This window comes from Achromobacter kerstersii (genome assembly GCF_902859595.1).
GTDB classification, from domain to species: domain Bacteria; phylum Pseudomonadota; class Gammaproteobacteria; order Burkholderiales; family Burkholderiaceae_B; genus Achromobacter; species Achromobacter kerstersii.
Map to the genome: position 1 here is coordinate 1 of NZ_CADIJQ010000036.1, position 1,204 is coordinate 1,204.

The 1,204-nt window shown below is 60.9% G+C and carries 1 protein-coding gene; it reads right to left on the reverse strand.

The features are described from left to right. Nucleotides 1-20: 20 nt before the first annotated feature. On the reverse strand, nt 21-977 hold the full coding sequence (locus tag HV765_RS31635; RefSeq protein WP_175172202.1) for an IS110 family RNA-guided transposase: 957 nt from the start codon (nt 975-977) through the stop codon (nt 21-23). Nucleotides 978-1,204 lie beyond the last annotated feature (227 nt).

Here is a 1,204-nt window from a genome sequence, read left to right on the forward strand (position 1 = left end):
ACGAGATTCTATGGTTTGGGTCAACCCATAACCGGCCGCAATTTCCCAGGATCGAAGGACTGACCAGTGCGCCAGACCCCGTAGGCGATGCGCAAGAGTTTGCGCGCAATCACCACCAAGGCTGCCGTCGAAGCCAGGCCGCGTGCCCGGAGCATGGCGTAGTAATCCTTGAAGTAGATCGAACGCGCTGCCGAACTGGCCGCGTTGTAGAGCAAGGTCCTGGCTGCCTTGTCTCCCTGTTTGCTCAAGCGCCGCCGGCCCGTCTTTCTACCGGACTCGTTCGGCCTGGGGTCCAGCCCGCAGAAGGCCACGGCTGCATCGCTGCTGGCGAAGTGGACCCGGTTGAACAAGGTCGTCAGGGCCGCGCCATTGATCGGGCCGATGCCGCAGATGCTAGTCAGCAGGCCGTAGGTCTTGGCCCACTCACTGTCGGCCTTGATCGTGGCGATCAACTCCCGCTCAAGCTGTTTGGCCCACAAGTTCAGGCTTGCCAGGGCCTTCTTCTGATGGCTGCTGGCGCAACCATGGCGCTGCGCGGACAGCCTCAACGACGTGCCTACGCGCACCACCGTTGACCGAAGCGCCTGGAGCGACTTGGCCTGTTGCAGCTCTGGCGATATTGGCTGATAACGGTGTAGTTTTGTACGCCGCTGTGCGATGTACTGCGCAATAACCTCGGCATCCAGACGATCGGTCTTGCCCCGGTTGCCCAACGAGATGGCGTAATGATGCACATGGGTAGGGTTCAGGACGTAAACCTCAAATCCCTGGTCGTGCGCCGTGCGGGCCAACAACTCCTGGTAGCCCCCGGTCGCCTCCATCGCGATCACGCTGCCGACGGGCAAACGCTTGAGCCAACCGACGATACTGGAACGATTGTTGGGCAGCACGCCCGCCACAATCCCTCCTTCATGACCGGCAACTTGCAGCTCAAACTTACCGACATCGACCCCAATAAAACAGCCTGATGTTTGCATGATTGCTCTCCCTGCGATACGTTAAGTCCGCTGGGGTAGCCTCGCCTCGGGCGTTACCTTGCGATCAATCGGCGGTCCTGGCCGCTAGATTCCTTATCGACGCTGTGAGGCGGGGTGGGATGCTCTCGTTGTGGCAGTCCGGCGCCTACCGGCTGATGGATGACGACGTCCCATACCCCAGCGCCCTCCCCACTGCAGAGGGCGCACCTACACCATACAAGGATGAC

Coding starts and splice junctions, on each gene's coding strand:
- HV765_RS31635 (WP_175172202.1), bottom strand. CDS start 977: ATGCAAACATCAGGCTGTTTTATTGGGGTCGATGTCGGTAAGTTTGAG.